Here is a 25,147-nt window from a genome sequence, read left to right on the forward strand (position 1 = left end):
ATCACTCGCCGTTCGGGTTGAAGGAACTGATCGGCGGCGTGGTGCGCGGCGCGGCGGTCGGGCGCGTCGGTGCCGGGCGCTTGTCGTCGCCGAAGACCTCGCGCGCAATCGCGCCGATGCCGCCGAGCGAACCGATCAGCGACGTCGCTTCCATCGGCATCAGAACCACCTTGGAATTGCTGGAGGTGCCGATCGCGGCCATTGCTTCTGTGTATTTCTGGGCGACGAAGTAATTGATGGCGTTGACGTCGCCGGCGGCGATCGCTTCCGAGACGAGGCGGGTGGCCTTGGCTTCGGCTTCCGCCAGACGCTCACGGGCCTCGGCCTCGCGGTAGGCTGCCTCACGCTCGCCTTCGGCCTGAAGGATGGCGGCCTGCTTGGCGCCTTCGGCCCTCAGGATCTGGGCATTGCGGAAGCCTTCCGCTTCCAGGACCTGGGCGCGCTTCTCGCGCTCGGCCTTCATCTGGCGGCCCATGGCGTCCACCAGGTCGGCCGGCGGCTGGATATCCTTGATCTCGACGCGCGTGACCTTGATGCCCCAGGGGCGGACGGCCTCGTCGACAACGCGCAGCAGGCGGTCGTTGATGACCTCGCGGTTGGAAAGCAGTTCATCGAGATCCATCGAGCCCATGACCGAGCGGATATTGGTCATCGTCAGGTTCAGGATGGCATTTTCGAGGTTCGAGACCTGATAGGCGGCTTCTGCAGCGTTCAGCACCTGATAGAAGGCGACAGCATCGGCAGAAACCGAGGCATTGTCCTTGGTGATGACTTCCTGGGTCGGCACATCGAGTACCTGCTCCATGACGTTCATCTTCGCGCCGATCCGCTCAAAGAACGGGATGATCAGGTTAAGGCCCGGCTCCAGCGTGCGCGTGTAGCGGCCGAAACGCTCGATCGTGTAGCGGAAGCCCTGCGGTACGGTCTTGATGCCGGCAAAGAGGACCAGGATCACAAGCAGTACGAGTGCGATGACGACGATGTCCGGACCGGTAACGGGCATGAATTCCTCCAGCATTGGCGCAAACGGAAATTGCGCCCCTATGGTCTAACATCGTGGCGTGACAGGGTAAATGCAAGGGATCGCGGTCACACACGACGTGGTTTACCATCCAGACTGGTGGGCCGCGAGAAAAAGAAAAGCGGCGGGATTTCTCCCGCCGCCTCGGTTTTCAGGCTGATCGACCTGAGCTTAAAACTCTTCCCAGTTGTCCTGGGCCACTGCCGCGTTGCCGTGGCTGCGTGGCGCCGGGGCGGCGCGCCGGGCAGGCTCGGCCGCACGCGGTGCAGGAGCGCGGCTGGGCGATGCCGTGGGTTGTGCCATCGCACGTGCCGTTTCGCGCAGCGCCGATGCCTGGGTTTGCTGCACGCCGTCGATGCTGAAGTGCGAGATCAGTTCGCGGAGCTTTGCAGCTTCGCTCGCAAGCGCGCCGGAGGCCGCGTTGGATTCCTCGACCATGGCGGCGTTCTGCTGGGTCGTCTGGTCCATCGAGTTGACCGCATGGTTGACTTCCGAAAGGCCGGTCGCCTGTTCCTTGGCGGAAAGGGCAATCGCATCCATGTGGGTGTTCATCTCGGTGATGAAGCCGCCGATGGTGCGCAGCGCTTCGCCGGTCTTGCGGACGAGATCCACGCCGCCAGCAACCTCGGTCGAGGAGTTCTGGATGAGAGCCTTGATCTCCTTCGCAGCATTGGCAGAACGCTGGGCCAGCTCGCGAACTTCCTGGGCGACGACGGCAAAGCCCTTGCCGGCTTCACCGGCGCGTGCTGCCTCGACGCCAGCATTCAGGGCGAGCAGGTTGGTCTGGAAGGCGATTTCGTCGATGACGCCGATGATGTTCGAGATCTGCTGCGAGGAGTTTTCAATCCGGCGCATGGCTTCTTCGGCGCGGGAAACGACTTCCGACGACTGGTTGGCGGAGGTGTTGGCATGTGCCGCCACACCGCGGGCCTCTTCGGTCCGCTTGCTTGAGTTGACGACGTTGGCGGTGATCTCTTCGACTGCGGCTGCCGTCTGCTCAAGGGCGGCTGCCTGCTGCTCAGTGCGCTTCGACAGATGATCGGTCCCCGAGGCGATCTCGCGGGTGCCGGTCTCCATGGTCGCGACGCTGTTGTTGATCGAGGCCATGGTCTGGTTCAGCTGGCGGATAGACTGGTTGAAGTCGTGGCGGAGTGCCTCGAAATCAGGGGCGAAGGCTTCGTTGATCTGGAATGCGAGATCGCCGGCGGCGAGGCGCTTCAGACCGGCAGCCAGGCCCGACGTGGCGATGCGCAGACGTTCGGCGGCATCAGCTTCGGCACGCTGCTGGGTCGCGATGCGATCGGCCTCTGCCTGACGACGGTTACCGTCGGCCTCGGCTTCCAGCCGCTTGTTGGCGATCGCTGCCTCACGGAAGATCTGCATCGCAGCGGCCATGCGCCCGATTTCGTCCTTGCCACCCTGATCGATCGTGACGTCGAGGTCGCCGTTTGCGAGGCGCGTCGTGTTGTCGGCGAGCTTGCCGAGCGGACGAGAAACAAGTTGGAAGTTCAGGAAGCCGAGGAGAGCAGCAGCGATGCCAACGATGATCGAAGCGGCGAGGCTGACCGTTTCCACAAGCGAGAGGGCTGCTGTCTGGTTTTCACCCGCGGTGACGGCACGCGCCGAGAGAGAAGACTTGATCTCGCGGATTCGCACTTCGAAGGCCTGGACTAGAGCCTCTCCTTCACCAGTTACTTCCATGGCGCGGGCAAGTTCAACCGTTTCCGGGTCGCGCATCAAGAGGATCTGGCGGTCCATGAAGTTTGTCTTCCACGCGTCGAAGGCAACCACCGCGTCCCTGAACTTCGTAAGTTCTGCAGGTGCCGATGCCGACAGCATTGTTTCGATGTTGGGACGGTCCGCGCTCATTTCCGCAGCCATCTCTTCTGCGCCAGCTGCGTAGTCGCGGTTGCCGGTCAACAGGAAGGTCTTCAGCTTGAGGTCCGCAACATAGAGATCGGCGGAGAATTCTTCGATCACCGCAACGGCGCGATTCATCGTCGCGGTTTCCGCGACCTGTTCACGGGCCATAATGGTGCGATTGTGCATGAAGGTCGAGGCTGCGATCGCGATGGCGGCGAGGAGTCCGAAAGCGATAAAGCCTTTGGCGCTTACGGATAAATTCTTGAGCATAGTAAAATCCTGTCCCGGTCGGGGTCGAATTGGATCATGGTTTACAGGACGGCCGCCATCATGGGGGTCGTGTCGACGGATCAGCTGCCGGCCAGCGCCCGGCGCTCGAGTTCCGTCAGGTTGAGTTCGACGGTAACGGCACCAATCTTCTTCTTGGCGCTGTCGACCAGCGTCAGGCTCACCTGGTTTCGCCAGATCTTCATGTCGTCGTCCCACTCGGCTTCATCGATGAAGATCGCGTCCTCCGAGACGTCATAGGTCTTCTGGAACTTGGCCTCGTCGCCCTGCCAGAAGTCGCTGGTGATCGAGCTCTGGCCGACATTCAGGCCGTTCTTGTCCATCACGAAGATTTCAGGATAGAGGCCGAGCGATTTACCCTGGATGCGGGCGAGATAGACGGAGAGCGGGCTGGAGAGCGTCGCGGCGATCAGCGGCTTGTCGGCTGCCTCGCGCTCGGCCTTCCATTGATTGTCCAGCTCGTCGATCTTGTCCTGGGACAGGTCTGTGAGCCGAGCGTTCTGTGCCTCGACCGATACGGTGACAATCTCGGCGGACACGAATTCCTGGATCTGCTTGATGAGCTCGGGCGAGACGAGCTTGGCGATATCAGGCTGGGCCGGTTCTGCATGGGCAGTGGCGAGTGACGCGACGATGAACGTCGATGCCAATGCTGTCGTGACGAATTTCATGATGGTCTCCTTCAACTCCCCCTAATTCTAGGGATCATTACTAAACGGACCATTAATATAAGAAATTGCCTATCTAGAATTGTAATTAAATCCAATGATTTAAGTAGGCTTTTCCGTCTCGGATTTGCGCTTGTGGGCAGCTTGAGGTTGTCTTTTCGGTTGTGTTGTTTCGGAGCCCGGCACGCTAAGCAAATGAAAAGATGCATTAAAGTTGGGCATATGTACCGAAGATTGGGCTTTTTCTCATTGGCTCGCCATGCGTGTTCGCCGTCTCGGTTGTACCGCTACCGTAGCTCAAATGCCCCTCCGGAAGGCACGGTGCGACGCGAAGCGACATTGATATAAATGAAAAAAGGACCGCCTTCCGGCAGTCCCTTGGTCATGTTGCATGTAGCTTAGCCTATTGAGCTTCAGGCCCAACCCTGGAGCTCCCGGCGGACGACGTTCTCGATCACGCGCATGCCGTCGTCGCTGTCGTTGAGGCAGGGAATGTGGGTGAACTTCTCGCCGCCATTGTGCAGGAAGTCCTCGCCGGCTTCACCGGCGATTTCCTCCAGTGTTTCCAAACAGTCGGAGACGAAGCCCGGGTTCATGATGGCGATGCGCTTGACGCCTTCCTGGGCCAGCTTTTCGACCGTCTTGTCGGTATAGGGCTGCAGCCATTCCTCGGGCCCGAAACGCGACTGGAAGGTCACCATCAGCTTTTCCTTCTCCCAGCCGAGATGCTCGCGCAAGAGACGCGTCGTCTTGTGACACTGGCAGTGATAGGGGTCGCCCTTCATGAAGTAGGACTTCGGAATGCCGTGATAGGAGGTTATCACCAGTTCAGGCTCCCAGTCGAGGGTCGCCAGATGCTGGTTGATGGAGTTGGCAAGGGCGGCAATGTAGACCGGATCATCGGCATATTGCGGCACGGTGCGCAAAGCCGGCTGCCAGCGCATCTTCAACAGCGCCTTGAAGGCTTCATCGTTGACGGTCGCCGTGGTTGCCGCCGCATAGTGTGGGTAGAGCGGATAGACGAGAATTTTCTCGCAACCCGCCTTCTGCATCTCGTTCATCTTCGCCTGGATCGCCGGCTGGCCGTAGCGCATGGCCCAATCGACATGCACGTTCGGCAGATCCTTCAAGGCAACCGCGAGCTTTTCCGCCTGGCTGCGGGTGTAGGTGCGCAGGTAGCTTTCGTCGAGATCCTTGTTCCAGATCTCTTCATAGGCCTTGCCGACCTTCTGTGGGCGTCGGTTGAGAACAATCCCGTACAGAATGGGGTACCAGAACCACCGTGACCACTCGATGACGCGCTTATCCGTCAGGAATTCCTCGAGATAGCGGCGCATGGACTTGTAGTCCGTGCCATCGGGCGTTCCAAGGTTGACGAGCAGGACGCCGACCTTGCCGAAATTGACGGGCGGATGGTCGGAGGGCCAATGGGCAGGCATTACATTCATCTTGATATCCTGGTGATGAGATCTCGACCGATACGTGGCGAAGGCCAGTTGAGATCATCTGATAAAAGCAAAAGCCGGCCCGGGGAAGCCCGGACCGGCTTTTGTCATGCGTCAAACGGTCTTACTTCGGCGGAAGCTGCAATTCCCGGCCGATCGAGAGCGCGTTCGGATTGCGCAGCGTGTTCGCCTCGGCGATCTTGCTCCACATCATGCCGTCACCATAGGTGGCCTCGGCGATCTTCCAGAGGCTGTCGCCGGCAACCACCTTGTAGACGGTTTCGGCAGTCGCCATGGCCGCATCCGCGGCGGTTGCCGCCGGAGCTTCTGCGGCAGCCGGAGCCTCGGTTGCTGCCGGAGCCTGAGCGGGCGCTTCGGTTGCCGGCGTGGTCGTGTCGCCTGCCGGCGGTGCCGTCGCGGAGATCACGGTGATGCGACCGTCGGTGTAAGGCCTGTAGGGGCTGTTCTTGGCGATGTAGTCGGCCACGACAGTTTCGAGGCCCGGGCCGAAATCGTAGGCGTTCTGTCCGCCGCTCTCGAACACGCCATAGCCATCACCACCGGTGCGCATATAGTTGTTGGTGGCCACGCCGTAGACCTTCTCGGGGTCAATGGCGACGAAGGCGTCACCTTCCTTGACCTCGACGGAGGAGATGCGGCTGCCGGCCGGCTTGGTCAGGTCGGCGGTGTATTTCAGACCGGATACCTGCGGGAAACGGCCGGCCGCTTCCTCGACCTGGCTCACGCCGTTCTCGAGGGCGGCCACGATGTCGGAGCCCTTGAGCTGGAAGGAGGCAAGCGTGTTCTGGAAGGGAAGCACCGTCAGGACCTCGCCCATGGTGACGGTGCCGGCGTCGATCGACGCGCGCAGACCGCCGCCATTCTGGATGGCGATGGTGATGCCCTGATCGCTGAGGCGATCGACCATGGCGTCCGCCACCAGATTGCCCATGGTGCATTCGACTGCACGGCAGGTTTCACGCGAGCCGTCGATGGCTTCGGCGCTCTCGCCGATCTCCTTCAGTTTCAACTCCTCGATCGGGCCACCGAGTTCGGCCACCTTGGCGACGAAGCCTTCATCCGGGGTCACGGAGGCGTCTAGCAGCTTCGGTTCGCCAGTCGCGGTCTTGACGACGCCTGCGTCATCAAAAACGACCGTCAGGTCGCCGAGATACTTGGAATAGGCATAGGCCTGGACGATCGGCACATCCGCGCCGGACGGGTTCTTCACCAGGGTCGGGTAGGGGCCCGCTGCCTTCTCGTCGGTATTGGACAAAAGCGAATGGCTGTGGCCGCCGACGATCACGTCGATGCCGTCAACGGCTGCCGCGATTTCCTGATCCTTGACGTAGCCGACATGCGAGAGCAGCACGATCTTGTCGATGCCCTGGCCTTCGATTTCGGCCACGGCTTCCTTCAGATAGCCGATCTCGTCGGCAAACAGGATGGTGTCGCCAGGCGAGGAGGTCTCGTCCGTGTCGGTTGCGAGGACCGAGACAATCGCGACCTTCTCCTCGCCGAATTCCTTGACGATGTAGGGCTTGAACTTGTCGGCGACCGGAGAGTTGAGGCCAGCCAGCGTGTTGCCGGAGATCATCGGGAATTTCAGCGCGTCGATGAACTTCGCCAGCTCTTCCGGGCCGTCATCGAATTCGTGGTTGCCGATGGCCATGGCGTCGAAGCCGATGCCGTTCATGAAGTCGGCAATCGGGGCGCTCTTGTAGGTGGTGTAGAAGAGCGAGCCCTGGAACTGGTCGCCAGCGTCGAGTGTCAGCACGTTCTTGCCCGTGAGTTCTGCGCGGCGCGCATCGATGGCGGCCTTCACGCGGGCGATGCCGCCGAAGCATTCGTTGGCGGCCGCATCTTTTGCCGAGCAGGTCGAATCGGATTTGCTGATGGCCTCGATGCGGGAATGCAGGTCATTGATGTGCAGGATATTGAGTTCGAAATCGGCCAGAGCTGTTCCGGCGGTCAGGGCCAGCACCGAGGCGCTGAAAAGGCCAATCTTCAAATGTCTGAACATCTTATCTCTCCTGTTGCAATCGATCACCGGAAGTCTGGCACGGATTGATGACAGTCACGCGCCAGAATTCGGATGGCGGATGTTTTCATCAAGGCCGGAACAGGGCAAGCAAAATTCACTTGATGTCCGCATGTTCGCGGGGCCAGAAACGAAAGAAGCGGCCGCTTGGGCCGCTCCTCGATCAGTCTGTCCTGGCGCCGGCTCAGCCGCGTCGGGCGAGCGAGAACTGGGCGCCGCTGTCGGAGGTGCAGTTCAGCTGTGTCGGCGTGACGAGGGCGCAATTCACCTTCTGCTGCGTGTTGCGAACCAGAGACGTCATGTTGATCTCGACCAGGCGGTCATTGACCAGCGTGTAGGTGCCGGATGCGAGGATCTGGTTGGAATCGGTCGTCCGCGTGGTGAAGGTGCCGCCCTGGAAGGTCGAGGCGATGCCATTCGGATCAACCCAGGCGCCTTCGATCGACGGACCCTGCTGAACGGCCGGCAACTGGCGGGGAGGGCTGGAATAGCAGGACGAAAGGGCGAGGCTCATCGCCGTTACAGCCACCAGGGATCTGATTTTCATTCTTGTCTCCCACCATCTCGGCGGTTCGGTCCGGCCGCCCACCGTTTGCGTTGTCATCGAGAACATGCCGCGAAGCCTCGGCCAAAGCAAGGCGAAAGCCTTGTATTGCCGGGGTTATCCCGTCCTTGCTTGCAACGAGAAAGGCCCGCCGCGAGCGACGGGCCCCAAGCTCTGGCCTGAAACCGTTTATCGGACCAGGATGTTCCGGAACTGCCACGGATCCTTTTCATCGAGGTCTTCCGGGAAGAGGCCCGGGCGACCATCAAGAGGCGTCCAGTCGGTGTAGTGGCCTTCGACCGGGCCGAGATAGGGCGACTGCACTTCCAGGCAGCGCTTGTAGTCCATCTCGTCGGCTTCGACGATGCCGGCCTTCGGGTTCTCGATCGCCCAGACCATGCCGGCGAGCACGGCCGAGGTCACCTGCAGACCGGTTGCGTTCTGATAGGGCGCGATGCGGCGGGTTTCTTCGAGCGACAGGCGCGAACCGAACCAGTAGGCGTTCTTTTCGTGGCCGTAGAGCAGCACACCGAGCTCGTCGACGCCGTCAACCAGTTCGTCTTCGTTCAGCACGTGCAAAACAGGCTGCTGCGTGCCGCCATTGCCGAACATCTCGTGCAGCGAAAGGACGGCGTCGTTGGCCGGGTGGTAGGCATAGTGGCAGGTCGGACGATAGACGACTTCGCCGTCCTTCTCGACGGTGAAGTAGTCGGCGATCGAGATCGACTCGTTGTGGGTTACGAGGAAGCCGTATTGCGGGCCGGGCGTCGGGCACCAGGTGCGGACACGGGTGTTGGCGCCCGGCTGCTCCAGATAGATCGCGGCCTTGCAGCCCTTCTTGTGCTTCTTGGCGTTCTTCGGCATCCAGTTTTCATGGGTGCCCCAGCCGAGTTCGGAGGGCTGCAGACCTTCCGAGATGAAGCCTTCGGCCGACCATGTGTTCCAGAAGACGTTGAGCGGCTTCGGGTTCTTGGTGCGCTGGGTGTCGCGTTCGGCGATGTGCACGCCCTTGACGCCGACCTTCTTCATCAACTTGGCCCAGCCGTCACGATCGTTCTGGTCGGGCTCTTCGAATTTCAGGCCGATTTCATGGGCGAGGTTGACGAGGCCCTGCTTTACGAACCAGGACACCATGCCCGGGTTTGCGCCGCAGGTGGACACGGCCGTCGTGCCGCCCGGGTTCTTCGCCTTTTCCTGGCGCACGGTTTCGCGCAGCGCGTAATTGGTGCGCTCGGAATTCTTCATGTTCTTGTCGAAGTAGAAGCCGAGCCAGGGCTCGACAACCGTGTCGATGTAGAGCACGTCGAGCTTGCGGCAGAGCTTCATCAGATCGAGCGAGCCGGTGTCGACCGACAGGTTGACGCAGAAGCCCTGGCCTTCGCCTTCGGTCAGAAGCGGCTTCAGGAGCTTCTTGTAGTTGTCCTTGGTGACATGCGCCTGGATGTGCTTGATGCCATGCTTGGCAAGCAGGTCGGCTTCGTCATTGCGGGGATCGATGACGACCATCCGGCTCTTGTCGAACTTGAAGTGGCGTTCGATCAGCGGCAGGGTGCCGCGGCCGATCGAGCCGAAACCGATCATCACGATCGGGCCGGTGATCTCGCCATAAACCGGGTAGGTCATTTCGCTCATTTCCGTCTCCTTGGAGGCCCGGTCGTTGTGCCTGGGCCATGTTTCCGGCCTGTCTTGTGCGGCCGGAGCGATACTGGCGGTTCTAGATCACAAAAATCTGACACAATAAAGGGTAGGGGCATGGGGGTGAGGGGCCTCACCGCTGATTTTCGAGTGCTGTATCTTGCCGCAGGTGGGCGACGAGCCGGTCACGCTGGGTGTCGAGGCCCTTGTATCGGAGCTGATCGCCGGCGAGGCCCTCCAGCTGCTCGGCCAGGGCGGCGCCGAGCCTTCTGCCGTCAGGATGGTTCCTGAACGCTGTGACCGGATCCAGATATATGCGGATCGTGAAGACGATAGCGCCTGTCACAGGCAGTTTCGTCAGCGTTTGGCGCTCGACGCGTACCACGGCCTCATGCGGTTGGGCGTCGTCGTTGCGGCCGGTTTCCGGGTGAAAGAGCTTTTCCTTCCAGTTGATCGACCAATTGAAACGCTCGGCGGGCAGGCCGGGCGCCAGATTGTCGAAGATGCGGTTGATCATGGCAGCGTTGCGCGTGCCGCCCTGGAACCCCGGCACATGCTCGTGGACCTCCTCCATCGGTCGATCGAACTTTTCCGCAAGCGACCAGGAGGATGGGAAGGAGAGATGAGCAGCGGCGATGGACCAGCCGGCGTCGCGCTTCATCATGATGACGAGGTCGTCCTGTACCAGCATCCCAGCGCGCATGAGCGGGGGCAGGGTGTCGTCGTTCATGGACGGCGCATGCTTGTGTTGCGGATGATGGGCTTTGAGATGGGCGACGAGGGCTGCCAGACATTCCTCCTGGGCGGGGAGACTGTCTTCGGTCGCCCGGAAGACGTTCTCGTGCCGTGCCGCTGCCAGCGCGCGCTTTTCGTTCAGGTAGCGATCGCAGTCGGCATCCGGTTCGATCCAGCGGGTCGGGTCGAGAGCGGACAGGCCGATGGTGAAGGGGCGCGTCGGGCCGGCGTATGGTGTGTGGGTGAGTTTCGGTCGCGCCTTGATCACGCCGAGCGCTCGATCTCTTTGCGAGCGCAGCTTGCCAGGAAGGCCGACCGGGTGAGGCCTCGCTGCTTGGCTGCCTGGTCGATTGCGGCCAGCGTTCCTGCTTCCATCGTGATGTTCGCCCGGACAGTCCGTGTATCGTCTTCGATGAGGGGCACGCGGATGAGGAATGCGCCGGCAGCCAATTCGTCACGAACATCGGAACGCTCGACGATATCCTGATGAGAGGAGGGGACCGGAAGCTCTTCATCCTCTGCCCAAAGCCTCAAGGCTTCGATTGCGTTGATGACAAGGTCTTCATCGCGATCCGCTGCCGAGAATACGGTTGGCAAATCGGGGAAGCTGATGCCGTAGGCACTCTCCAGGTCCTTATGGACCAAAGCCACGTAGTATCGCATATGCCGATTTCTCTTGCTCTTCAGATCCAGCCCGCCTGTTTCGCAATCGCCCGGGCGGTGCCAAGCGGGAAATCCTTCTTCGGATGGGGCACGATGATCGTCTTGCCACCTTTCCGAAGCTTGTGATGGGAGCCAGACACCGAAACAAGTTCATATCCCTCGGCCTTCAGGCGCTGGATGATCTTGCGCGAGTCCTTCTCCATTACCTGTCTCCATGCGCAAATATATGCGCATCACTTCTTTTCTTCAAGGGATTAACCTAGTCCTTCAACCCTTCCAGCCCCGCCGCCGTCCGCGTCACCGCCACTTCCGTCACTTCATAAATCGCCACGCCCTCGACCGCGAAGGGATCGGTCGCGACATAGGCGTCGATCTCAGCTCGATCGCCCCGGGCTAGGATCATCCCACCAGTGCGCGGGTTCTTGCGGCCCGACGCCAGAAACAGGCCGTTGTCATAGCCGGCGTTCACCCAATCCATATGCGGGGCCATGAACCGATCGGCCTCTTCGGTGGGCTTTACATAGGTGAGGGAGAGAATGAACATGTGTGGCCCTAATCAATGAGCTCTGCGCGGATCAGGCCGCGCAGGGAATTGCCGACGAAAAGCTTGCGCTGGTGAAGGTCGTTGAGTTTCAGCACCTCGCCACGCGCCTTGCGCTCCCGGATGAGTTCGGCCCGCAACACGCCGGGCAGGAGGCCGCTGGCAAGCGGCGGGGTGAGCAGCATGCCGTCGGCGGCTTCGGCGAAAATGTTGGTGATCGTGCCTTCACAGACCTCGCCACGCTCGTTGAGCAGGATCACTTCGTCGACCTCATCCCTGGAAAACTCGGCGCGCGCGGCCTCGTAAGGCTCGCGGCGGGATGTCTTGTGGCGGAAGAGGCTGTCTTCGGACTGCAGACGGGTCTTGGCGACCTTCAGGCGCCAGACCGTTTCCTCCGGGATCGGCTCGAAGGGTGTCGCCGTCACCTCCATCTTGCCGCGATAGGTCATGACGAGGCGCACACGCAGTGATGTATCGCCGGAGACTGCCTTCTCCAGCTTGCCCTTCGCGTCCTGCGGCTGCCGAAAACCCAATGCATCGGCAGACCGGGACAGACGACGCAGATGCTGGTCGAGCCGCAGAAAGCCTGCGTCCGGCTGCCACCGCATCGTCTCGATCAGCGAGAAATCCATTGGTCTCCTAGGGCAAAACGCGCCTTCAGCAGGCATTCCTCGTATTCCGCCTCGGCCTTCGAATCGAAGACGATGCCGCCGCCGACATTGAAGACGGCGCGTCCGCCGTTGAAAAGGGAGATGGTGCGGATTGCCACTGAAAATCGCATGGGGCCTGCCGGGTCGCACCAACCGATCGCGCCGCAATAGACGTCACGCGGACCGGCTTCGAGTTCATGCAGGATGCGCATCGCCCACATTTTCGGTGCGCCGGTCACCGAGCCGCAGGGGAAGAGGGCGGCCATGATCTCGGGCAGGCCGATTTCGGGCATGAGCTTGGCGCGCACATAGCTCACCATCTGGTGGACCGTCGGATAGGTCTCTATGGCGAAGAGTTTGGGGACCGAGAGGCTGCCGACCTCTGTGATGACGGAGACATCGTTGCGCAGAAGGTCAACGATCATCCGGTTCTCGGCCTGGGTCTTTTCGTCGGCGAGCATCGCTTCGATGATTGCCTCGTCCTCCTCGGGGCTTGCGCCGCGCGGTGCCGTGCCCTTCATCGGGCGGGTTTCGATCCAGCCATCCTCGTCGACCGAGAAGAAGAGTTCGGGCGAGCGGGACAGTATGACAGGGCCGGTGCCGTAGTCGATCAGCGCGCCATAATGCACGGGCTGGCGACCGACGAGCGACCAGAAGGCGGCACGGGGATCCCCCTCCCAGCGGGCTTCCACCGGCATGGTCAGGTTTGCCTGATAGCAGTCACCCTTGCGCAAGTGATGATGCAGGCGATCGAAGCGGGCGCTGTAGGCTTCGAAATCCCAGCCGGCCCGGGGATCAGTCAGGAGAGGCGCATTCGGGATGTTCGAGGGCGCCTCAGCCAGCGGGTGTTCGGCCGGTGCTGGGGCGGCGAAGACACCCATCGCGATCAACGGTGTTTCGCGCCCGTCCTCAACGAGCGGCCTCAGCTTCGGTTCGAATACGAAGCCCGCCTCATAGGACAGATAGCCCGCCAGCCACTTGCCGGCCTTCCGGGCTGCCTCCAGTCGGGCAAGCGCCGGTTCGACCTCGTCCGCCGTCCGGGCGACGACGAGCGTCTCCGGTTCGGCAAAGACGAGGCTCGTCCCCGCGCGGTCGTCGCGGAAGAGCGCATAGGGCGCGTGGTCATGCATGGATGTCGGCTGCTCCGGTTCAGGCGGCCTTATCTAGCGCTTCCAGCTCGTCGATCAGCCCCTCGATCATCGACAGTCCCTTGGCCCAGAACGACGGATCGGTGGCGTCGAGGCCGAAGGGAGCGAGAAGCTCGGAGTGATGCTTGGTGCCGCCGGCCTTCAGAAGCTCGAAATACTTGTCCTGGAAGCCCTGGTCGGCGTTCTGGTAGACGGCATAGAGCGAGTTCACCAGGCAGTCGCCGAAGGCATAGGCATAAACGTAGAAGGGCGAGTGGATGAAGTGGGGGATATAGGCCCACCAGTTCTCATAGCCTTCGGAGATCTTGATCGCCGGCCCAAGGCTTTCCTGCTGAACGGAGAGCCACAATTCGCCGATTTTCTCGGCCGTCAGCTCACCTTCCTTGCGAGCCGTGTGGATCTTGCGCTCGAACTGGTAGAAGGCGATCTGGCGGACGACCGTATTGATCATGTCCTCGACCTTCTGGGCGAGCATGGCCTTCCTCTCGCGCTTGTCCGTCGTCTTGTCGAGGAGGGCGCGGAAGGTCAACATCTCGCCGAAAACGGACGCGGTTTCAGCCAATGTCAGCGGGGTCTGGCACATCAGGGCACCCTGACCGCCGGCCAGAACCTGATGCACGCCGTGGCCAAGCTCATGGGCAAGCGTCATGACATCGCGCGGCTTGCCGAGGTAGTTGACGAGAACATAGGGGTGAGCCGAAGGCACCGTCGGATGGGCAAATGCACCCGGAGCCTTGCCGGGGCGGGCGGGGGCATCGATCCAGCCGCCGTCGAAAAAGCGCCCGGCGATGTCAGCCATTTCGGGCGCAAAGCCGCCATAGGCCGAGAGCACCATGTCCTTGGCCTCGTCCCAGGAGATCAGGCGGTCCGGTGTTTCGGCAAGCGGCGCATTGCGGTCCCAGAAGTTCATCTGGTCCATGCCGAGCCACTTTGCCTTCATCTTGTAATAGCGATGCGAAAGGCGCGGATAGGCTTCGCGCACGGCTTCAGCGAGCGCATCGACCACTTCCCGTTCCACGCGGTTGGCGAGATGGCGGCTGTCAGCGATGTCGTCGAAACCGCGCCAGCGGTCGGAGATGTCCTTGTCCTTGGCGAGCGTGTTGGTCACCAGGGTGAAGATGCGGATATTGTCCTTGAAGGTCTTCGACAGGGCTTCGGCGGCGAGCTTGCGCTTGGCCGGGTCGGCATCCTGCAGAAGCGTCAGCGTCGGCTCCAGCGGCATCTCGTCTTCGCCCACCTTGAAGCGCAGCGAAGCCAGCGTTTCGTCGAACAGGCGGTTGAAGGCGGCGGCACCCGTCTGCGACTTTTCGAGGAAGAGCTGCTCGATCCGGTCATCGAGCTGGAAAGGCTTGTCCTTGCGCAAGTCGACGATCCAGGGGCGGAAGTGGGCGAGAGCGGGATCGCGGTCCATGGCGGCATCGACGGCGTCGTCGGGCAGGCGGTTGAGTTCCAGCGGGAAGAAGAGCAGGCGCGACGACATGTCCGTCAGCGTGGCCTGGATATCGCCGAAGAACTTGCCGTTCGCCGGATTGGTCATGTCGGAATAATAAGTGAGGCCCGCATAGGAGGCGATCCGGCCGAGCAGGTCTTCCAGTGCCTCCATCTCGCGCAGCGTTTCGGCCAGAGAGCCGTCACCAACGGTTTCGAGAGACGCTGCCAGTTTGCCCTTCCACTTCGTCTCAAAGGCAAGCGCATCGGCGCCGGCCTTTTCCACGGCGCCGAGAAATTCCGGCGAGGTCTGGCCGCGATAGAGGTCGTCGAGTTTCCAGACGGGAAGGTCGCCGAGATATTGATCCCTGCTCGCGGAGGCCTGGGTGACGGGGCTTAAGGCGGTGCGGCGGTCGATCATCATGGTGACGTCCTTTCTCTCGTTCTTTGCGGAGATGTAGTCAGTCGCCCGCCGATGGGCAAGCAGCCGGGTGTGTCGGAGTGGTGCGACCTGAGCGAGCCGATTGCCGCAGCGCCTCTGTGGATTGTGCCAGAAACGGTTAAGGACCGTTAAAATGCTAGGTTTTCTCCCAAGAACATCTTCAGGCCTTTCTGCCAGTCTCCCTCGCGATAACCCAGGAGCGCGAACGCGCCGAAACAGCCTCGGGGAGCGCAAGTTGACCGCACAAATTCTACTCATCGATGAAGATGCCGCCGAGCGCCGCAGCATGAAGGCTGCGATAGAAGCGCACGGCCATGCCGTTCATATCGCCGACACCGCGCCTGCGGGCCTCGAACTCTTCCGCCGCCAATCCGAGCAAATCGGTGTTGTGGTGCTCGACGTAACATCCGCAGACGGCCCAAACCCCAGCGTCATTCCCATGCTCGCCGAGATCAATCCGAGCGTACCCGTCATCGTCTGTACCACGGAAGGCGCGACCGAAACCGCGCTCAACGCCGTGCGTGCGGGCGCCTTTGACTTCCTCGTCAAGCCGATCGCCCAGGAAAGGCTGATCGGCGCCATCGAGTCGGCACTGAAGATCCATCGTACCAGCCTGCAGGGCCGCGCGCCGCGCCGGGCCCGGAGCGGTTCGGTCAGCTTCTCTGACGTCGTTGCCGCGAGTGCGGCCATGTCGCGCGTCGTGGAACTCGGTCGTCGGGCGGCACAGTCGATGATCCCCGTGATGCTCGAAGGGGAAGCCGGCGTGGGCAAGGAACTCGTGGCGCGCGCCATCCATGCCGCCAGCGATAGGTCGTCCCGTCCGTTTGTTTCGGTCAACTGCAATGCCATCACGCCTGGACAGATCGAAGATGTGCTGTTCGGCAGCGAAGCCCAGATGGGCAAGGTTGCCGAGGCTGAAGGTGGCACGCTTTTCATCGAAGAAATCAGCGAGTTGCCGCCCGTTGGCCAGATGCGCTTGCTTGAGATCGTGCAGTCCGGCGAAGTTCATCGCAGCGGACATGCCAAGCCTTTGAAGGCCAATGTGCGGCTGGTTCTGGCGACCAACAAGGATCTGATCGAGGAAGTGAAGGCCGGGCGTTTCCGCGAGGATCTCTACTACCGGGTCAACGTCTTTCCGATCACCATTGCCGCGCTCCGCCGCCGCAAGGAGGACATTCCGCATCTCATCAGGGCCTTCGTCGAGCGCTTTTCGCTCGAGCAGCGCCTGCCGCGGACCCTGCCGGTCGAATCTTCCGCCCTCGCCTTGCTGACCTCCTTCGACTGGCCCGGCAACACGCGCCAGCTTGAGAACGCGATCTTCCGCGCCGTTGTTCTGGCCGAGGGCTCCAGTCTCAAGGAAAGTGACTTTCCGCAGATCGCAGCGCAGGTCACCAGTCATCGAAGCGCGACTGTCGGTAGCGAGGCGCAGGCCGTCGTTTATGAGCCGAGCCCGATCGCCAAGGTTCAGGCCGCTCTTGCCGAGCGTGCTGCGGGCCTGGTTGGCGGCCAGTCGGCTCCATCCACAGGTTTTCAGGGATCGGCCTCCGGCAATGTCATCGTCAGCACTGACGAGGCCGGCAATGTGCGCAAGCTGGCGGAGATCGAGGAGGAACTGATCCGCTTCGCGCTGAAGTTCTATCGCGGCCAGATGAGCCAGGTCGCCCGGAAGCTCGGCATCGGGCGGTCCACGCTCTACCGCAAGCTCAAGGATTACGGAATCGATCCCGACGATCCGCAGAAGGATGCCGCTTGATTTACCTCAACCGTTCGATGTTAACTCTGGGGTAAGCTTAATCGCTTACCCAAGGGCTAAGCATTTGTTAGGCAAGCGTTCACCATAAAGGGATAGCTTGTGCGGATGTGGCAAATTTGCCATGGTATGACCGCATTTGACGTTCAATTCGGTTGGCGTGGGACGTAGTCTTTCGGACGGGGATTGCATTGCAGGCATCGCAGGACATCAGCGCGCTCTCTAGACGAAACGAGCGCAAAATCCGGCTTGCGTCTGCACAGTCGGTAAACCGGCTGTTGTCTCCGCTGTTTGCCGCAGTTCTGATGAGTTTCTGCTTCTTGCTTGGCAATGCCGCCACAGCGCGCGCCGAGAGCCGCACCCTCAACATCGAGTTCGTGCATACCGGCGAACGCGCTTCGATTACCTTCAAGCGCAACGGACGCTATGACCCCAAGGGGTTGAAACAGCTCAATTATATTCTCCGTGACTGGCGCCGCAACGAGCCGACGAAGATGGACCCGCGCCTCTTCGATCTCGTCTGGGAGGTTTATCGCCAGTCGCGTGCCAAGGGTTACATCAAGGTAGTCTCGGCCTATCGTTCGCCTGCTACAAACAACATGCTGCGTTCGCGCTCCAAGGGTGTCGCGAAGGAAAGCCAGCACATGCGCGGCACCGCGATGGACTTCTACATTCCCGGTGTGCCGCTGAAGACGCTGCGCGAAATCGGCGTGAAGATGCAGGCCGGTGGTGTTGGCTATTATCCGAATTCCGGCTCGCCTTTCGTCCACATGGACGTGGCCGGTGTGCGTGCCTGGCCGCGCATGAACCGCCAGGATCTCGTCCGTCTCTTCCCCGACGGCAAGACCGTCCACATTCCTTCCGACGGCAAGCCGCTGCCCGGCTACCAGCAGGCGCTCGCCGAATACAAGCGCCGTGTCGCATCCGGCAACACAGTGATGATCGCCGAGGAAAAGTCATCCGCGCGTCCGCGCAACTTCCTCGCCATGCTGTTTGGCGGTGGTGATGAGGATGAGGTCGAGGATGTGCCGGAACCTGCCGCTCGCCCGGCAACGGCCCAGCCGCAGCCGGTACCCGCTGCGCCGCGCCAGCAGCCGGTCGGCGCGGCACAAGACCCGGTCATGGTCGCCAATGCGCTCCCGGGCGTCGATGCGGCCGATGCGCCTGTCCCGCAGGCCCGCCCTTCGCTTCGCCCGGCTGACAACAGTCTTGCCGTTGCGCTCTATCAGCCGCCGCGCAATGCCGCCGAGGACGCGCTGCAGCAGGTCGCAAGTGGCGTGCCCACGCCGGCCAGCGCGCCGTCTGATGAATTTCCTGATCTCGCCTCGGTGAACGTGCCTGTACCGACGCTTTTGAATACGCGTCCTGGTGCTGGTCCCGAGGAAGGGGTGATGACGGCATCGATCGATCCGAGCTCGGAAGCCATGCTTCTGGCCGAGGGAATGGCCGTGCCGGTTCCGGCAGCCCGTCCCCAGGTCGCCGAAGCACTGCTCGCCTCCGCCCAGGCGGAAGCCGAAGCGGAAGTCGACGAAGTCGAGCAGGCGATCCTGTCGCCTGAGGCCGCTGCCGCCCTTGAAGATAGCACCATGCCGGAAATGGCCGCACCGATCCCGGCGAGCCCGCCTGCCCAGGCTGAACTTCGTGCCGCACCGGCACCGGCTGCAAAGCCTGTCGAGGTGGCCGCAATCCCGCCGCAGCCGGAAACCGTGGTGGAGTCGACCACGCAATTTGGCGACATGTTCGATGCGCCGTCCGAACCCGTGGCGGATGCCGATGCGGCGCTGCCGAAGAAGGGCGGTCGTCCGGGACAGGAAGATGCGGAGCGCGCGCATATGGCCATGTATGGCGGCACCCAGCTGACCAAAAACATGATCGAGCAGTGGGCGCTGAACCAGGGCAAGTTTGAATCCGTCGCCAAGCCGGTGAAGGCCCCGCGCGTCGTGTCCCGTTCGCTCGTGGCTCCTGCGACTGCCGTTCCGGATGGGTTCCGCCTCGATGCGACCACGGTCGATCCGAGCCGCTTTGGCGCTCCCTGATCTCAGGCTTTTTCCGCAGCGCAGACAAAAAGAAACCCGCCGGATCGGCGGGTTTTTTGTTGGTCGCAGCGAGGGTGCCTCAGCCTTCCGGCGGGCTCTCGATCATGCCGAGCGCGTGCAGGTAGGTGTCGAGGATCAGATCCTCTTCCATGCGCTCCTGGTCGTCCTTCTTGCGAAGCGCGATGACCTTCTTGAGGATCTTCGTGTCGAAGCCCATGGACTTGGCTTCGCCGTAGACATCCTTGATGTCGTCGGCGATGGTCTTCTTTTCTTCTTCCAGGCGCTCGATGCGTTCGACAAAGGCACGGAGCTGGTCGCGGGCGACGCCGTGAGCGGCATCAGACATGGGCAATCTCCTTCATTGCGGGGATGGCATTCTCGGGATGGTTTTCGTGGCGTCCACGTGCCGCGAAGCAGCGTCCGCGTCAAGTCCCAAAGCTTGTGGGACGCGTCATTCCTTCGGGCGGTTCTCTTCGAAGGCTTGCTGCTGATCGGCGCTTGCCTCGCGCTGATTGAGCGACTTCCACGCGTCATAGGGCATGCCGTAAACGATCTCGCGGCTTTCGTCCTTGGTGAGGTCGATACCGCTTTCCTTGGCGGCGTCGAGATACCAGTTCGACAGACAGTTTCTGCAGAAGCCGGCGAGGTTCATCAGGTCGATGTTCTGGACGTCAGGCCGATTGCGCAGATGGGAAACGAGCCGGCGAAAGGCGGCCGCTTCGAGTTCGGTCTGCTGGTCCTTGGTCGGGAGCGTCATGCTGTCCTCCTTCAGGGCGCGATGGGTTGAGCGGGGTAGGGGCCGGTGCGCGAGGCGTGGATTTCATATTCGTGCAGCTTCGGGTCGGCATTGAGGCGTTCGAAGATCGGCGCGAGGCGATCGGTCCACGCGGTGACGCCGGCCTCGTCGGCGATCAGATCCTGACGCACTTCGAGAAGCGCATGTGGAATGCCCGTGATCATGCAGTGACGATACATGGTGTCGCCCTTCAGGGCGCCGTCATAGGGCTCGTTATCGCCGACGAGGATGTCACCCGATGCCTGCAGACCCTCGATCAGCGGGCGGACGGCGCGGGCGTCGGTGTCCCAGAGAACGGCGGCGTGCCAGGGGCGGGGCACGCCCTTCCAGGCGGGTGTATAGGAATGTAGCGAGAGAACGAGCGGCGCCTTGCCCGAGGCGTCCGCGACCTTGGCGATCACATCGGAGACCGCACGGTGGTAGGGCCGATGATAGGTCTCGATGCGGTGCTGCCATTTGTCTGCGGTGATCGGATGATTGCCAGGCACAATGGCGCCGTCGGAGATGCGCATGATGATGGTCGGATCATCCTCGCCGCGATTCGGATCGATCAGCAGGCGGGAGAAGCGCGACATGACGGCGGGGACGCCAAGACGGGCGGCCAGCTGCCGGGTCAGCGGCTCGATCCCGATGTCATAGGCAATGTGACGGCCGAAGGCGCTGTCGGGCAGGCCAAGCTTTTCGTAAGGCTCGGGCACGATATTCGTCGCGTGGTCGGCGAGAAGCACCAGGCCGGCGTCAAAACGGCCATCCAGAATCTCAAAAGCGGGGGAAACATTCATCAGTTTGAAGCCATCGTCTGGTACAAGTGCTTGATCGCATGGGGAATGGGGGAGCGCAAGCTTTCATGGCTGTCACGTTTGTGCCAAGATCGGACATATAGGTTTTGAGACTGGCCAAAGGCAGAAAATATAATCGATTAGAGTTGCGTTGACATTCTCTGGTCAGCATCGCAAGAAGGCATCCCATGCGCATTTTTGGAGTTCCGGCGGCAATCGTGCATCAACCGATCAGACAGACTTTCGACCGTGCTGCGGCACGTTTTCTGAAGCCCCTCCTGATCGCGGGTGCGCTGTTTTCGCCCATGCTGGCAGCCTCTGCCGCCCATGCCGAGTTTCGTGTCTGCAACGGCACGCAGAACCTGGTCGGGGTCGCGGTCGGCTACCGGGCTGAAGAGGGCTGGATCACGGAAGGTTGGTGGCAGGTCCCTGCCGGCACCTGTGCCACGCTCATCGAGGGCGAGCTCCAGTCGCGCTATTATTATCTCTACGCTGAGGATGCCGCTCGCGGTGGTCGCTGGACTGGTGACATCAACATGTGTGTCGCCGAAAACGAGTTCAAGATCGTTGGTGTGAAGGACTGCTTCGCACGCGGCTATCAGCAGATGGGATTCAAGGAATACGACACCGGCAGGCAGGGGAGCTGGATGGTCCAGCTGTCCGATACGTCGGGCACCCAGGAAAGCCAGAACTGATGAAGCGAAACCGCAAAGTAAAGATCCTCGCCACGCTTGGTCCCGCCTCTTCCGATGAAGCGATGATCCGGAAGCTGCACGAAGCAGGGGCCGATCTTTTCCGCATCAACATGAGCCATTCGAGCCATGAGATGCTGCGGACGCTCATTCAGCGCATTCGTAGCGTCGAGGCCGCCTGTGGTCGCCCGATCGGGATCCTCGCCGACCTGCAGGGTCCGAAACTGCGCGTGGGCAAGTTTGCCGAAACGACCGTCGAGCTGAAGCCCGGCCAGACCTTCACGCTGGACAGCAACGAAGCGCCCGGTGATGCAAGCCGCGTCTACCTGCCGCATCCGGAAATTCTCGAATCGGTCAAAGTTGGTGACCGTCTGCTCATCGATGATGGCAAGCTGCACCTGAAGGCTGTCAAATGCGACGGCAAGACGATCGTCACGGAAGTCGTTTCGGGCACGAAGATCTCTGACCGCAAGGGTGTCAGCCTGCCCGACACCATTCTCGCGACGGGTGTTCTCACCGACAAGGACCGCGCCGACCTTGATGCCGTGCTCGCCACCAATGATGTCGACTGGGTGGCACTTTCCTTCATTCAGCGCCCGGAAGATCTGGCGGAAGTCCGCAAGATCGCCAAGGGGCGTGTTGGCCTGATGTCGAAGATCGAAAAGCCGCAGGCCATCGAGCGTATCGACGAGATCATTGCGCTCTCCGACGCTCTGATGGTCGCCCGTGGTGACCTTGGCGTTGAAATGCCGCTCGAGCGCGTACCCGGCATCCAGAAGCAGCTGATCCGCGCCTGCCGTCGCGAAGGCAAGCCGGTTGTCGTCGCAACCCAGATGCTGGAATCGATGATCACGGCACCGGTTCCGACCCGCGCCGAAGTCTCTGACGTCGCGACCGCTGTCTTCGAAGGCGCCGACGCCATCATGCTTTCGGCCGAGTCGGCTTCCGGCCAGTATCCGGTCGAGGCCGTCGCCACCATGGCTTCCATCGCCCACACGGTCGAGCGCGAGCCTCACTATCCGGGCATCATCTATGCCCAGCGCGCCCAGCCGGAAGCGACCGGCGCCGATGCCATCTCGCTGGCTGCCCGCCAGATCGCCGAGACGCTGCGTCTGCAGGCGATCGTCTGCTACACCTCATCGGGCAATACCGGTCTGCGCGCCTCGCGCGAGCGTCCCGAAGTGCCAATCATCGCGCTTTCGCCGGTGATCCAGACCGCGCGTCGCCTGTCGGTCGTCTGGGGCCTGCACTGCGTTGTCTCTTCCGAGCCGACGGATCTCGATGACATGGTCAACCGCGCCTGCCGCATCGTCGTCGAGGAAGGTTTCGGCAAGCCGGGTGACCGCATCATCATGTCGGCCGGCGTGCCGCTTGGTACGCCCGGTTCGACCAACATGCTGCGCATCGCCTATATCGGTTCGGACGGTCAGTCGGGCGTCTGAACTCGACCGCATCCTTGATCTGGAAAAGCCGCCTTCGGGCGGCTTTTTTCATGGCGGCTACTGGCCAGCCTGAAGGGAAGGGGCGGCTCCCGTCGGTACCCCGCGTGTCGCGGCGAGCCTCGGCTCTGCTGCGCGCGCCATGGCTTGCAGATCGCGTGTTTCGCCTGCGATCTTCTCCAGGGCAGCGATCGCGATATCGGTCACGATGTAATCCGGCTTATGGCCGAGGCCTTCGATCCAGACCAGTTCAGAGCCCGAGATGTCGCGAGCGAGGCCCTTCGAATGGATCTCCTCCAGTACGATTTCGTCAGCGTCGCCGGTGATCACTACCGTCGGCTTGGCGATCTCCCGGTAGCGCGGGGCGAAGGTGCTCACATAGGCATGGAGGCCGGCGACATCCTTTGCGTTGGATCGGAAGGTTGAGGGGCGCAAGACGAGGGCCGGGCCGGTATCTTCGAGATAGGTGTCAGGGCGTGGATTGGGTGCGAAGACATGATCCGTCGCCGGCTCGATACGCATCATGCCCGCATGCAAAGCCAGCGTGTGGCAGAAGATCGGTCCGATCACCGGCGCAGAGGCGAGGTGGTAATACCAATCGACGCCGCCCGGCCAGGGGTGCGTGGCCGCTGCCAGGAAGACGAGGCCTTCGACCTTGTCGGGATGCAGAACGCCGAAACTTGCGGTGATCGCGCCGCCGAAGGAGTGGCCGACAATGATCGCCCGCTCGATGCCCTTTTTCTCCATCAGTCGCGCGATGGCGTTGGCCTGTCCGTCCGGCGTGTCGTTCTCCGGCCCGCCGCGCTCCGAATAACCGTGTCCCGGGCGATCGACGAATAGAAGCTCGGCGCGACCGCGCAAGGGCTCCAGGAAGGCGCCCGCTTGATCCCTGAGGTTGCCGGAGGCGCCATGGATGAACACGATCGGCGGCAGGTCGGCATCGGCGCCTGCGGTGATATGCAGGGCGTTCAAACGAAAACCGCCGACATCGGTGAGCTCACCGATATTCGGCGTCTTCGCCTCAATGGCGCGGGCACGAAGTTGCGTGGCGATGGCGAGCGCCGCCAGCACGGCGATGAGGATGAGGAGGATGACGAGCAAGACGAAACCGATACGGGGGAGGAGCAAGAGCGAAGCTTCCGAGCTGGACGATATGGCAACAAGATCGTGCTGCAGTGCCGTTCGTCAAGGTGACGTTCATGGTGGCTGTCCTGGATCGCCGATCGAGTCTTGCGTGGTATGCGGGATTTCCGTATAATTCCATATGGCTGAACGGTTCGATCCCGCGAAGGACCAGATCAACAATGCGAAGCATGGTGTTTCGCTGGCGTTTGGAGATCGTATTTTTGACGATCTCGATAACCTTGTTGTCCCGTCCATACGCGAACGCGACGGCGAGGAGAGATACAAGGTGATTGGTCTGGTGGATGACAAGTTATTCACCGGAGTTTTCGTTTGGCGCGGACAGGAGCCGCGCTTCATCTCGGTCCGGAGAAGCAATCAAGGAGAAGAGCGTGCCTATCGTGATACCGGCTGATCCGACCGACAACGATGATTTCGACGTATCGACGGCAGCGCTTGACCGTGCGCAGAGGTCGCGATTGATCCGTCGGACGCGTACCGCTCTTGGTCTGTCACAGACGGAGTTTGCGTCTCGGTTCCGCGTGCCTGTAGGTACGCTCCGCGACTGGGAGCAGGCAAGAGCGACACCGCCCGATTTTGCGATTGCCTATGTGCGGGTGATTAGCGAGCATCCCGATCTCGTCGCGAAGGTGGTCGCCTGAGCGGCTACTGCATCGGCCTTGGTTGGCTCACGTCCGCTGGCCGGCCAGTTCTTCTGACAGCTTGGCGACGATCTCCTGAGCCTCGCGGTCGGCGGGGAAGACTTCGAGGTAGCGTTCCCAGGCCTTGAGTGCGGCATCCTTGCTGCCGCGTTCGGTGAGAATGCCGGCAAGGCCAGCGATGGCGCCGAAGTGCCGGGGCTCCAGCTCCAGCACCTTTTCGATATCGGAGACGGATTTCTTGTAGTTGCCCATGGTGAAATGCAGCGTGGCACGCTGATTCCACGCGCCGACGAAATCCGGTTTCAGGATGATCGCCTGGTCAATGAAGTCGAGGGCGGCCGCGTTGCGCTTCTCGGCGGCGGCCTTGGCAGACCACTGCATCAGGAGGTTGACCGTCGGGCTGGACGAGTCGCTCCAGGTCGCCATCGTGGAATTGGCGATCTGGCGGGCCGCCTGCGGATTGCGCTCTCGTTTCAGTTCGGCGAGCAGATCCTCGACAGTCTTTGGCTTGGCTGGCGGTCTCAGTGGGATCTGTTCGACAGGCATCTCAGTCGCCTGCGTGCCACCTTGCTCTTCCGGCGCCTGTGCGACGACGTTCCCCGCGAAGAGCAGGGCGGGCAGAAGAGGGAGGGTGAGGGCGAGTCGCAAAGAAAAACGGCGCATGAAGGGAAGGTAGTCCCTCAGCGCCGTCTTTCAAACTCAAATTTCCGATATCAACACGCCGAGGATGCGGCGGGCAGTCCGTCTGGCTCATGGGAT

Annotated in this window: 25 protein-coding genes; 6 read left to right on the top strand and 19 right to left on the bottom strand. The window is 61.7% G+C overall.

Translation table 11 applies throughout. From position 1 onward, the window contains the following. Position 1: 1 nt before the first annotated feature. The 14 genes from BSY240_RS19660 to BSY240_RS19725 form a co-directional block, all read right to left on the bottom strand. Positions 2 to 1,003, bottom strand: coding sequence for an SPFH domain-containing protein (locus BSY240_RS19660; protein WP_054148514.1), 1,002 nt, complete (start codon positions 1,001 to 1,003; stop codon positions 2 to 4). A 189-nt stretch (positions 1,004 to 1,192) separates the two neighbouring features. After that, complete coding sequence (locus BSY240_RS19665; RefSeq protein ID WP_069043445.1) at positions 1,193 to 3,154, bottom strand: methyl-accepting chemotaxis protein; 1,962 nt, start codon at positions 3,152 to 3,154, stop codon at positions 1,193 to 1,195. 80 nt (positions 3,155 to 3,234) lie between these two features. Next, entirely contained in the window at positions 3,235 to 3,843 is a 609-nt protein-coding gene (locus tag BSY240_RS19670; RefSeq protein WP_054148228.1) for a hypothetical protein, read from the bottom strand. Between the two features lie 410 nt (positions 3,844 to 4,253). Then, complete coding sequence (gene hemH, locus BSY240_RS19675) at positions 4,254 to 5,288, bottom strand: ferrochelatase (protein ID WP_054148229.1); 1,035 nt, start codon at positions 5,286 to 5,288, stop codon at positions 4,254 to 4,256. A gap of 121 nt (positions 5,289 to 5,409) precedes the next feature. Further along, positions 5,410 to 7,308 (bottom strand): 5'-nucleotidase C-terminal domain-containing protein, encoded by a 1,899-nt coding sequence (locus tag BSY240_RS19680; RefSeq protein WP_069043446.1) that lies wholly within the window; start codon positions 7,306 to 7,308, stop codon positions 5,410 to 5,412. Between the two features lie 202 nt (positions 7,309 to 7,510). Then, positions 7,511 to 7,873: an outer membrane lipoprotein Omp10 gene (omp10, locus tag BSY240_RS19685; protein WP_054148231.1), complete on the bottom strand. Its 363-nt coding sequence runs from the start codon at positions 7,871 to 7,873 to the stop codon at positions 7,511 to 7,513. Positions 7,874 to 8,059: 186 nt separating this feature from the next. Continuing rightward, positions 8,060 to 9,502, bottom strand: a complete 1,443-nt coding sequence (locus BSY240_RS19690; RefSeq protein ID WP_054148232.1) for a homospermidine synthase — start codon at positions 9,500 to 9,502, stop codon at positions 8,060 to 8,062. A 136-nt stretch (positions 9,503 to 9,638) separates the two neighbouring features. Further along, positions 9,639 to 10,508 carry a heme-dependent oxidative N-demethylase family protein gene (locus BSY240_RS19695; protein ID WP_069043447.1) on the bottom strand — a complete coding sequence of 290 codons (870 nt, stop codon included), beginning with the start codon at positions 10,506 to 10,508 and terminating at the stop codon, positions 9,639 to 9,641. After that, positions 10,505 to 10,903: a type II toxin-antitoxin system HicB family antitoxin gene (locus tag BSY240_RS19700; protein ID WP_054148233.1), complete on the bottom strand. Its 399-nt coding sequence runs from the start codon at positions 10,901 to 10,903 to the stop codon at positions 10,505 to 10,507. Before BSY240_RS19700 ends, BSY240_RS19695 begins: the two co-directional genes overlap by 4 nt. Positions 10,904 to 10,923: 20 nt before the next feature. After that, positions 10,924 to 11,106 (bottom strand): type II toxin-antitoxin system HicA family toxin, encoded by a 183-nt coding sequence (locus BSY240_RS19705; protein ID WP_069043448.1) that lies wholly within the window; start codon positions 11,104 to 11,106, stop codon positions 10,924 to 10,926. A gap of 56 nt (positions 11,107 to 11,162) precedes the next feature. Next, a complete protein-coding gene (locus BSY240_RS19710; RefSeq protein WP_069043449.1) occupies positions 11,163 to 11,447 on the bottom strand; it encodes a YciI family protein in 285 nt (94 codons plus the stop codon). Positions 11,448 to 11,455: 8 nt separating this feature from the next. Continuing rightward, positions 11,456 to 12,076: an aminotransferase class IV family protein gene (locus tag BSY240_RS19715; RefSeq protein ID WP_083229681.1), complete on the bottom strand. Its 621-nt coding sequence runs from the start codon at positions 12,074 to 12,076 to the stop codon at positions 11,456 to 11,458. Continuing rightward, positions 12,061 to 13,224: an aminodeoxychorismate synthase component I gene (locus tag BSY240_RS19720; RefSeq protein ID WP_069043451.1), complete on the bottom strand. Its 1,164-nt coding sequence runs from the start codon at positions 13,222 to 13,224 to the stop codon at positions 12,061 to 12,063. The genes BSY240_RS19715 and BSY240_RS19720 overlap by 16 nt, the downstream gene beginning before the upstream one ends. Before the next feature lie 19 nt (positions 13,225 to 13,243). After that, positions 13,244 to 15,091, bottom strand: a complete 1,848-nt coding sequence (locus BSY240_RS19725; protein WP_442856020.1) for a M3 family oligoendopeptidase — start codon at positions 15,089 to 15,091, stop codon at positions 13,244 to 13,246. Between the two features lie 256 nt (positions 15,092 to 15,347). Here BSY240_RS19725 and BSY240_RS19730 point away from each other — a divergent pair, with 256 nt between their 5' ends. Together BSY240_RS19730 and BSY240_RS19735 are read left to right on the top strand one after the other, a co-directional pair. After that, a complete protein-coding gene (locus BSY240_RS19730; RefSeq protein WP_069043453.1) occupies positions 15,348 to 16,865 on the top strand; it encodes a sigma-54-dependent transcriptional regulator in 1,518 nt (505 codons plus the stop codon). Positions 16,866 to 17,167: 302 nt separating this feature from the next. After that, entirely contained in the window at positions 17,168 to 18,898 is a 1,731-nt protein-coding gene (locus tag BSY240_RS19735) for a DUF882 domain-containing protein (RefSeq protein WP_236759287.1), read from the top strand. A gap of 79 nt (positions 18,899 to 18,977) precedes the next feature. On the opposite strand, the gene BSY240_RS19740 is transcribed toward BSY240_RS19735, so the two are convergent. The 3 genes from BSY240_RS19740 to BSY240_RS19750 form a co-directional block, all read right to left on the bottom strand. Beyond that, on the bottom strand, positions 18,978 to 19,244 hold the full coding sequence (locus BSY240_RS19740; protein ID WP_054148241.1) for a DUF2312 domain-containing protein: 267 nt from the start codon (positions 19,242 to 19,244) through the stop codon (positions 18,978 to 18,980). Between the two features lie 105 nt (positions 19,245 to 19,349). Then, the gene (locus tag BSY240_RS19745) at positions 19,350 to 19,655 is read right to left on the bottom strand and encodes a DUF1244 domain-containing protein (protein ID WP_069043455.1); all 306 of its coding nucleotides are present in this window, start codon (positions 19,653 to 19,655) and stop codon (positions 19,350 to 19,352) included. A gap of 11 nt (positions 19,656 to 19,666) precedes the next feature. Continuing rightward, positions 19,667 to 20,476 carry an N-formylglutamate amidohydrolase gene (locus BSY240_RS19750; RefSeq protein ID WP_069043456.1) on the bottom strand — a complete coding sequence of 270 codons (810 nt, stop codon included), beginning with the start codon at positions 20,474 to 20,476 and terminating at the stop codon, positions 19,667 to 19,669. A gap of 302 nt (positions 20,477 to 20,778) precedes the next feature. On the opposite strand from BSY240_RS19750, the gene BSY240_RS19755 reads away from it, so the two are divergent. Both BSY240_RS19755 and pyk read left to right on the top strand, forming a co-directional pair. Next, entirely contained in the window at positions 20,779 to 21,168 is a 390-nt protein-coding gene (locus tag BSY240_RS19755; protein ID WP_085942941.1) for a DUF1036 domain-containing protein, read from the top strand. Further along, positions 21,168 to 22,607 (top strand): pyruvate kinase, encoded by a 1,440-nt coding sequence (gene pyk / locus BSY240_RS19760; protein ID WP_054148245.1) that lies wholly within the window; start codon positions 21,168 to 21,170, stop codon positions 22,605 to 22,607. The genes BSY240_RS19755 and pyk overlap by 1 nt, the downstream gene beginning before the upstream one ends. A gap of 57 nt (positions 22,608 to 22,664) precedes the next feature. Here the strand turns inward: pyk and BSY240_RS19765 are convergent, their stop codons facing one another. Continuing rightward, on the bottom strand, positions 22,665 to 23,705 hold the full coding sequence (locus tag BSY240_RS19765) for an alpha/beta fold hydrolase (RefSeq protein WP_069044065.1): 1,041 nt from the start codon (positions 23,703 to 23,705) through the stop codon (positions 22,665 to 22,667). Positions 23,706 to 23,868: 163 nt separating this feature from the next. On the opposite strand from BSY240_RS19765, the gene BSY240_RS19770 reads away from it, so the two are divergent. After that, on the top strand, positions 23,869 to 24,141 hold the full coding sequence (locus tag BSY240_RS19770; RefSeq protein WP_069043457.1) for a BrnT family toxin: 273 nt from the start codon (positions 23,869 to 23,871) through the stop codon (positions 24,139 to 24,141). Next, entirely contained in the window at positions 24,119 to 24,388 is a 270-nt protein-coding gene (locus BSY240_RS19775; RefSeq protein ID WP_083229682.1) for a helix-turn-helix domain-containing protein, read from the top strand. Before BSY240_RS19770 ends, BSY240_RS19775 begins: the two co-directional genes overlap by 23 nt. Before the next feature lie 27 nt (positions 24,389 to 24,415). Here the strand turns inward: BSY240_RS19775 and BSY240_RS19780 are convergent, their stop codons facing one another. Then, on the bottom strand, positions 24,416 to 25,051 hold the full coding sequence (locus BSY240_RS19780; protein WP_069043458.1) for a tetratricopeptide repeat protein: 636 nt from the start codon (positions 25,049 to 25,051) through the stop codon (positions 24,416 to 24,418). Between the last annotated feature and the right edge of the window lie 96 nt (positions 25,052 to 25,147).

The organism is Agrobacterium sp. RAC06 (assembly GCF_001713475.1).
GTDB lineage: Bacteria > Pseudomonadota > Alphaproteobacteria > Rhizobiales > Rhizobiaceae > Allorhizobium.